This window comes from Allobosea sp. GW822-FHT03F07, from assembly GCF_058801345.1.
On the sequence record NZ_JBXAND010000013.1, the window covers coordinates 58235 to 65307 of the forward strand.

The 7073-nt window shown below is 65.9% G+C and carries 11 protein-coding genes; 9 read left to right on the plus strand and 2 right to left on the minus strand.

What is annotated here, in order from left to right; translation table 11 throughout:
* Positions 1-94 precede the first annotated feature (94 nt).
* From epmA to AC1RMY_RS24245, 5 genes are read left to right on the plus strand one after another with little or no spacing between them, the layout of a single operon-like run.
* On the plus strand, positions 95-1159 hold the full coding sequence (gene epmA / locus AC1RMY_RS24225) for an EF-P lysine aminoacylase EpmA (RefSeq protein ID WP_492868974.1): 1065 nt from the start codon (positions 95-97) through the stop codon (positions 1157-1159).
* Positions 1156-2223, plus strand: a complete 1068-nt coding sequence (locus AC1RMY_RS24230; RefSeq protein WP_492868950.1) for a lysine-2,3-aminomutase-like protein — start codon at positions 1156-1158, stop codon at positions 2221-2223. The genes epmA and AC1RMY_RS24230 overlap by 4 nt, the downstream gene beginning before the upstream one ends.
* Positions 2224-2273: 50 nt before the next feature.
* Positions 2274-2519 carry a type II toxin-antitoxin system Phd/YefM family antitoxin gene (locus tag AC1RMY_RS24235; protein WP_492868951.1) on the plus strand — a complete coding sequence of 82 codons (246 nt, stop codon included), beginning with the start codon at positions 2274-2276 and terminating at the stop codon, positions 2517-2519.
* The gene (locus AC1RMY_RS24240) at positions 2516-2902 is read left to right on the plus strand and encodes a type II toxin-antitoxin system VapC family toxin (RefSeq protein ID WP_492868952.1); all 387 of its coding nucleotides are present in this window, start codon (positions 2516-2518) and stop codon (positions 2900-2902) included. The genes AC1RMY_RS24235 and AC1RMY_RS24240 overlap by 4 nt, the downstream gene beginning before the upstream one ends.
* Before the next feature lie 14 nt (positions 2903-2916).
* Positions 2917-3561 (plus strand): DsbA family oxidoreductase, encoded by a 645-nt coding sequence (locus AC1RMY_RS24245; RefSeq protein ID WP_492868953.1) that lies wholly within the window; start codon positions 2917-2919, stop codon positions 3559-3561.
* Between the two features lie 9 nt (positions 3562-3570).
* Here AC1RMY_RS24245 and AC1RMY_RS24250 read toward each other — a convergent pair whose 3' ends face one another.
* Positions 3571-3942 carry a type VI secretion system tube protein Hcp gene (locus tag AC1RMY_RS24250; protein ID WP_492868954.1) on the minus strand — a complete coding sequence of 124 codons (372 nt, stop codon included), beginning with the start codon at positions 3940-3942 and terminating at the stop codon, positions 3571-3573.
* Positions 3943-4126: 184 nt separating this feature from the next.
* Here AC1RMY_RS24250 and pyrF point away from each other — a divergent pair, with 184 nt between their 5' ends.
* The 4 genes from pyrF to AC1RMY_RS24270 are packed head-to-tail and all read left to right on the plus strand — an operon-like array spanning position 4127 to position 6617.
* Positions 4127-4831 carry an orotidine-5'-phosphate decarboxylase gene (gene pyrF / locus AC1RMY_RS24255; protein ID WP_492868956.1) on the plus strand — a complete coding sequence of 235 codons (705 nt, stop codon included), beginning with the start codon at positions 4127-4129 and terminating at the stop codon, positions 4829-4831.
* Positions 4832-4868: 37 nt separating this feature from the next.
* Complete coding sequence (locus AC1RMY_RS24260) at positions 4869-5156, plus strand: DUF1330 domain-containing protein (protein ID WP_492868958.1); 288 nt, start codon at positions 4869-4871, stop codon at positions 5154-5156.
* 2 nt (positions 5157-5158) lie between these two features.
* A complete protein-coding gene (locus AC1RMY_RS24265) occupies positions 5159-5467 on the plus strand; it encodes a DUF1330 domain-containing protein (RefSeq protein WP_492868959.1) in 309 nt (102 codons plus the stop codon).
* Between the two features lie 46 nt (positions 5468-5513).
* Positions 5514-6617 (plus strand): anhydro-N-acetylmuramic acid kinase, encoded by a 1104-nt coding sequence (locus AC1RMY_RS24270; RefSeq protein WP_492868960.1) that lies wholly within the window; start codon positions 5514-5516, stop codon positions 6615-6617.
* 27 nt (positions 6618-6644) lie between these two features.
* On the opposite strand, the gene AC1RMY_RS24275 is transcribed toward AC1RMY_RS24270, so the two are convergent.
* Positions 6645-7073: hypothetical protein (locus tag AC1RMY_RS24275; protein ID WP_492868962.1), on the minus strand; the 429-nt coding region annotated here is incomplete at its 5' end.

The following is a 7073-nucleotide window of genomic DNA, read 5'->3' on the forward strand; positions in this document are numbered from 1 at the left end:
CGCCGCGCCTGCGCGCCTAGTGCGAATTCATTGCCGCGCAACTACCGCATTCGCGCGCGAAACGAAAGCTTTCAGACGTTCCGGCATCGAGATGATGAAAAGCGACATGCCGCCCTTCTGGCGGCCCGACATACATGCCGACCGGCGCCCGGCGCTGCTGGCGCGCGGCCGCATCAAGGCGGCGCTGCGGCGCTGGTTCGAGGCGCGCGACTTCGTCGAGGTCGAGGCGGCGATCCTGCAGGTCTCTCCAGGCAACGAGACGCATCTGCACGGCTTCGCGACCACGCTGATCGACAACGCCGCTGAGCCGCATCCCTACTATCTGCACACCTCTCCGGAATTCGCGGCCAAGAAGCTGCTGGCAGCCGGTGAGAGCCGCATCTTCGAACTCGCCCGCGTCTTCCGCAATCGCGAGCGGACTGCCCTGCATCACCCCGAATTCACGATGCTGGAATGGTATCGCGCCGGAGAGGACTACGAAACATTGATGCGCGATAGCGCCGCCTTGCTGGCTGAAGCCGCGGAGGCCGCCGGGGCCAGCGTGCTGAGCTGGCGCGGCGCCGAGGCCGATCCTTTCGCCGAACCTGAGCGCTTGACGTTGCAGGAAGCTTTCGGCCGGTATGCCGGCATCGATCTGCTCCGCACCGTGACGGCCGATAACGACGTCGATCGCGGCGGGCTCGCGGCCGATGCGATCGAGGCCGGTATCCGCGTGGCCGAGGACGACACTTGGTCCGACATCTTCAGCCGCGTGCTGTCGGAGAAGGTCGAGCCACACCTCGGACGCGGCCGGGCCACGATCCTGTGCGAGTACCCGATCTCGGAGGCGGCGCTGGCGCGGCCGAAGCCCGGCGATCCGCGGGTGGCCGAGCGCTTCGAGCTTTATGCCTGCGGTGTCGAACTGGCGAATGCCTTCGGCGAGCTGACCGATCCGGCCGAGCAGAGCCGGCGCTTCGAGGCCGACATGGACGAGAAGGCGCGCATCTATGGCGAGCGCTATCCGATCGACGAGGATTTCCTCGCTGCTCTGGCCGCGATGCCGCAAGCGAGCGGCATCGCGCTCGGCTTCGACCGCCTCGTGATGCTCTGCACCGGCGCCCGCCGGATCGAGGACGTGCTCTGGACGCCGGTCGCGGAACCGGGCAGGGGAGGGGCATGACCATTCACCAGCCCCCTGGCGGCCAGCCGCTGCGCAGCATCGACGCGCTCGTCGAGGCCGGTCTCGTCGCGCCGGAGCGGCGTGAGGAACTGCGAGCGGTGGCCGCGCGCTACGCGGTTGCGGTGACGCCGGCGATAGCGGAGCTCATCGCTTCCGCGGATTCGTCCGACCCCATTGCGCGCCAGTTCATCCCCGATCCGGCCGAACTCGTGACGCTGCCGCGGGAGATCGCCGATCCGATCGGCGACGAGGCGCATTCGCCGGTCGAGGGCGTGGTGCATCGCTACCCCGATCGGGCGCTGCTCAAGCTCGTCCATGCCTGTCCGGTCTATTGCCGCTTCTGCTTCCGGCGCGAAATGGTCGGTCCTGGTGGCGATGCGCTGACAGGCGACAGGCTCAATGCGGCGCTGGCCTATCTCGCCGAGCACAGCGAGATCTGGGAGGTGATCATGACCGGCGGCGACCCGCTGATCCTCTCCGCGCGCCGCGCGCGCGAGGTCGCGAGGCGCCTGGCCGCCATTCCCCATATCAAGGTCGCGCGCTGGCACACGCGCGTGCCGATCGTCGATCCCGACAGGATCACGGACGACTACGCGACGGCCCTGCGCATTCCCGGCAAGGCAAGCTACATAGCTGTTCATGCCAACCATCCGCGCGAATTCACGCCGGCCGCATGCGCTGCGCTGGCCCGCCTCGCCGATGCGGGCCACGTGCTGGTCAGCCAGAGCGTGCTGCTCAAGGGCGTCAACGCCGATGTCGAGACGCTGTCGTCCCTGATGCGCGCCTTCGTCGAGAACCGGGTGAAGCCCTATTACCTCCACCATCCCGACCTCGCGCCCGGCACGGCGCGGTTCCGGCTCTCGCTGGAGGAAGGGCAGGCCCTCGTCAAAAGCCTGCGAGGCCATCTTTCCGGCCTGTGCCAGCCGACCTATATCCTCGACATCCCCGGCGGGGCCGGAAAGATCCCTGTCGGTCCCGCTTTCCTGTCGGCCTGTGAGACGCCGGGCGCCGAGGCCCTTGCCGAGGATCGGCATGGCGAGGGGCACGTCTACCCGCCGAGGTAAGGCGGCGTCACGACGTGGACTAAGCTGACCGGACTAGGCTATGGTGGGATATGGACACTGTGAACATCCACGAGGCCAAGACTCATCTGTCCCGTCTCGTGGAGCGGGCCGCGCGAGGGGAAAGCATCGTCATCGCGAAGGCGGGCAAACCCATGGTCAAGCTCGTGCCCCTTGACGAGCCACCTGCCGCGAAGTCGGATCGTGTCGGGTTCATGATCGGCCAGATTCAGGTGCCGGACGACTTCGACGAAATGGGGCGCGAGGAGATCGAAAGCCTGTTCGAAGGGCGCCTGTGAGATTTCTGCTCGACACGCATCTGCTGATCTGGATCGCAGGAAGGCCGGACAGGCTTTCCGAAGCTGCCATGGCCATCATCGGCACGTCCGACAGCGAACTGTACTTTAGTGCGGCCAGCATTTGGGAGGTGGCGATCAAGACGGGCCTCGGGCGAAGTGATTTCTTGGTCGATGCGCGACTTCTGAGGCGGGGTCTTCTCGATCGACGCTATCGCGAACTGCCTGTGACGGGCGAGCACGCGGCGGCGATCGAGGGGCTGGCGCCCATTCACAAGGATCCATTCGACAGGATTCTGATCGCTCAGGCGACTGTCGAAGGGATCGTCCTTTTGACGTCCGATGTCACAGTCGCCCGCTACGGCGCCGCTGCACGGAAGATTTGAGCCGGAGACCCGCCATGCAAGAGAAACTGCCGATCGCGATCGTCTCCGATCTCGCCTGTCCCTGGTGCTTCATCGGTAAGGCCAGGCTCGAGACCGCCCTCGCCCGCCATGGCCTGACCGAGCGCGTCGCCATCACCTGGCTGCCTTATGAGCTCAATCCTGACATGCCGGCCGAAGGCATGGACCGGACGCAATATCTCGATGCGAAGTTCGGCGCCGGCAAGCGCCGCGAGATCGAGCTGCGGCTGTCGGAGGCGGCGCTCGAAAGCGGCGTCACCTTCAACTGGGCGGCCGTCAAGAAGAGCGTGAATACCCGCATGGCGCATATGCTGGTCGCGGCCGCCTCGACCGTTCAGCGCGGCGGCGAGATGAAGGCTGCGCTGTTCAAGGCCTATTGGCAGGAGGGCCGCGACATTGGCGATCCCGAAACCCTGGTCCAGATCGCCGTCGAGCAGGGCTTCGACGAGCAGGCCGCGCGAGACGAACTCGTCAATGGCGAATTGCGCGAGACGATCATCGGGCTGGAGGCCCATGCAGCCCAGGTCGGCGTCACCGGCGTGCCCTTCTTCATCGTCGACGGCAAGCTCGCGGTCTCCGGCGCGCAGACGCCCGATGTCTGGGCCGAGGTCTTCGCGCAGGTCCTGCCCGACGCGGCCTGAGAACGGCCGTCAGCTTTCGCTCTTGAAGTACTGCCACGAGAGGGACCCTGCCGACAACGTCAGGCTCTCCATCGGGCGAAAGCCGGCATTGTGGTGTGACATCGACGTGATCAGGACATCCTTGAGCGAATAGGTCAGATAGAGGATGTCGCTTGCACCCTTGTAGAATTCGAGGGTCACGCGGGCGATCAGCGTCCCTTTGGTCGCGTGAAGCCACAGCTTGCTGGATAGATCGTCGGTGTCCCTGGTGAGCGAAACGTCGCCGGACTGAGCCTTGCGTGCCGGCCCGCCCGCGGCCGGCTTCGTGCCCATGCCGAGCGACATCGAAGCCGCTTCACTCCATTGGCCGACGGGGTTGCCGAATTCGATCCAGATCGACATGGCGGAACTCCACCATGGATGGCGATTGCCACGAGGATAGTCGAAACCCCCGTGCCGGCAAGCGAATGCTGCAAGACGCGCCAGACAGGCAGGCATTCCCGTGCGGGGCGGGCGAACTTGCATCCCGGTCCGAATCATGGCCCTTCCTCGCCGCAACCCGGATCAGGCTGCGGAGAGCGCGACGATGCAGAAGATCAACGACATGCGTGACCGCCTGATCGTCGCCCTCGACGTGCCGACGATCTGGGACGCCTATCGCATCGTCTCGACGCTGGGCGACGGCGCGAGTTTCTACAAGATCGGCTATCGCCTTGCCTTCGCCGGCGGGCTCGATCTCGCCCGCCAGCTCACGAGCGAAGGCAAGAAGGTCTTCCTCGATCTGAAGCTGCACGACATCGGCAACACCGTAACGGAGGGTGTCGAGTCGCTGACCAAGCTCGGGGTTGCCTTCCTTACGGTGCATGCGTACCCGCAGACCATGCGCGGTGCCGTCGAGGGGCGCGGCGATGCTGCGATGAAGCTCCTCGCCGTCACGGCGTTGACCTCGTACGATGATGGCGATCTGCGCGATGCCGGCTACGGGCTCGCCGTGCGAGACCTCGTACGCCTGCGCGCCGAGCAGGCCCGCACCAGCGGCATCGACGGAATCGTCTGCTCCGCCGCCGAGGCGGCGATCGTCCGCGAAGTGATCGGCAACGACATGGTCATCGTTACGCCCGGCATCCGCCCCGCCGACAGCGCCGCTGGCGACCAGAAGCGCACCCTGACGCCCGGCGAGGCGATCCGCGCGGGGGTCGACCATCTCGTCGTCGGCCGCCCCATCATTCGCGCAGCCGACCCGCGTGGGGCGACGGCCGCGATCATGGACGAGATCGCGGCCGCCTCATAAGCTCCGCTCGACCTGATTCCAGCAGACGGATACGCTCATGCCCAAGGGATATGTCATCGGCCGCGCCAAGGTCACCGACGCGACCAAATGGGGCGCTTATGCCGCAAAGGCCTCCGAGGTGATGAAGATCTATGGCGGCACGCCGATCGTGCGCGGTGGCCAGATGACGGTGGGCGAGGGCGAGGGCCGCGCCCGCAACGTCGTCATCGAGTTCGCGGATTTCGCCTCGGCGCGATCCTATCTGTTCTCGCCCGAATATGCCGAGGCGCGGAAGCTGCGCGAGGGCGCCGGTGAGATCGACCTCGTCGCGGTCGAGGGGGCCTGAGCATGGCCAAGGGCTACTGGATCGCTCGGCTCGATGTCGAGAACGAAGAGGAATATGCCCGCTATCGCGCGCTGAACGCCGTCGCCTTCGCGAAATATGGCGCGAAGTTCCTGGTTCGCGGCGGCGAGTACAAGCTCGCCCGTGGCGAGGGCCGCAAGCACAATGTCGTGCTGGAGTTCAAGGACGAGGCGACGGCACGTGCCTGTTACGCTTCTCCGGAATACCAGGAGGCCGTGAAGCACCTCGCCCAGGTCGGTCAGGTCGATCTCGTCATCATCGGCGGCTATGACGGGGTTCAGCCCGGCGAGTAGGGCTGCGCTTCGATCGCGCTTGAAGGGTAGGTCGCGGCGAGTGCAGATGGACCGGCTTCAGCAGGACAGCCTCACCGCCATCGGCGTCATCAGCGGCACCTCGATGGACGGCATCGACGTCTCGATCGTCACCAGCGACGGTCGCGATGTCGTCTCGTTTGGTGCCGGAAAATCTTACCCTTATCGGGAAACCACGCGCCGTTCGCTCCAGATGCTGATCGCCGAGGCGGAGCGGGCTCTGACCGAGCCACTCGCGGAGCTGGAGGCGGCGGTGACCGCCGACCATCTCGCCGCGATCCGGCATTTCATCGCCGACCACAAGCTCGACCCGGCCGGCATCGATCTCGTCGGCCTTCATGGCCAGACCGTCTATCATCGGCCGCAGCAGCGCTTCACCCGCCAGTTGATCGACGGTCCCGCCGTGGCCGCGGCGCTCGGCATCCCCACGGTCGATCGCTTCCGCCATGCCGATGTCGCGGCGGGCGGGGAGGGGGCCCCCTTTGCGCCGCTCTATCACCGCGCCTTGGCGCGGGGCATGGCGCAGCCCGTCATGGTGCTGAACCTCGGCGGCGTCGGCAACGTCACCTATATCGACGGCGACACCGTCATCGCCTTCGATACCGGCCCCGCCAGCGCGATCCTCGACGACTTCGTGCTGCGCCGCCTCGGCCGTCCCTTCGACGCCGATGGCGAACTGGCCGCGAGCGGCAGGGTCCACGATGACCTCGTCGCGGCCTTCATGGACAATCCTTTCTTCGACAGGCCGGCGCCGAAATCGCTTGACCGCAACGATTTCCATCGCCGGGCCCAGATCGTAGAGCCGCTGTCGGATGCCGATGGCGCGGCGACGCTCGCAGCCTTCACCGTCGAGAGCCTCGTCGCCGCCCTGCGCCATGTGCCGCGTCCGCCCCGCCGTTGGCTGGTCGGCGGCGGGGGCAGGCTCAATCGCCACTTCATGATGCGCTTGGCCGCGCGGCTTGGCGTGCCGGTCGAACCCGTCGAGGCGGCGGGTTGGGATGGCGACGCGCTCGAAGCCCAACTCTTCGCCTATCTCGCCATCCGCTCCGTCAAGGGACTGGCGCTCAGCCTGCCCGGGACGACCGGCGTGCCGCAGCCGCTGACCGGCGGCAGGCTGAACCGGATCGGCTGACGTCACAAAACTGTCGGCCGGCAGCCGCTATGGATGCTGGATGGTCGGATTGCGCGATTCGAAATTTTTCGAATTCGGCCCAAAATGCGGTGCCAAAGGCCCAAAATGGCTGCCCGGCCGAGCAGAATAGCTGCGAAGCCGGTTCGCGGATGCGCCGGAGCGGTACCTGTCGGCATTTTTTTGAAAAATGGCTGTTGACTTGCCGGGATTGTCCCGCCTATAAACCGCCCATCGAGACGGCGCCGCCGCTGAGCGGCGCCTCTTCTGCGCTTCACTGGAACGCCAGGGCTTGTAGCCGACTTGATCGGTTGAGTGCCTGTCTCTATTGGGTGCACGCTGTTTGAAAACTGAAGACAGAAAGAGAAACGTGGACGGCGGGGTTCTTGCGGACTTGCCTACGGGCAAGTCATACGAGACTTCGGTGTGCTGCGTTTTACAAGAGCCATCGCTGATGAC